Annotated in this window: 1 protein-coding gene; it reads left to right on the top strand. The window is 51.9% G+C overall.

The annotated features are described in order from the left end of the window. A partial coding sequence (locus tag ACTHSL_RS14405; RefSeq protein ID WP_440381771.1) for a hypothetical protein occupies positions 1-212 on the top strand: 212 nt, incomplete at both ends.

The following is a 212-nucleotide window of genomic DNA, read 5'->3' as shown; positions in this document are numbered from 1 at the left end:
ACGATCACCTACCACCGAGACCGTATCGGCCGCATCCGTCAGAAAGACAGTCATCTGGACGGCGGAGAAATCCTGAGTACCCACTACCGCTACGACAAACTTAACTGTCTGATCCAAGCACACAACGCCCATAGTGAGCTTCGCTTCGGCTATGATCACAACGGACTGGTTAAAGAACAGCTCATCCACTTAGATGAACCTCTTTCGTCCGG

This window comes from Neisseria sp. P0008.S010, from assembly GCF_051962715.1.
Taxonomy (GTDB): Bacteria; Pseudomonadota; Gammaproteobacteria; order Burkholderiales; family Neisseriaceae; genus Neisseria; species Neisseria elongata.
Note: the sequence above shows the minus strand (reverse complement) of the source record. Positions and strands in the feature narration are given on the sequence as shown.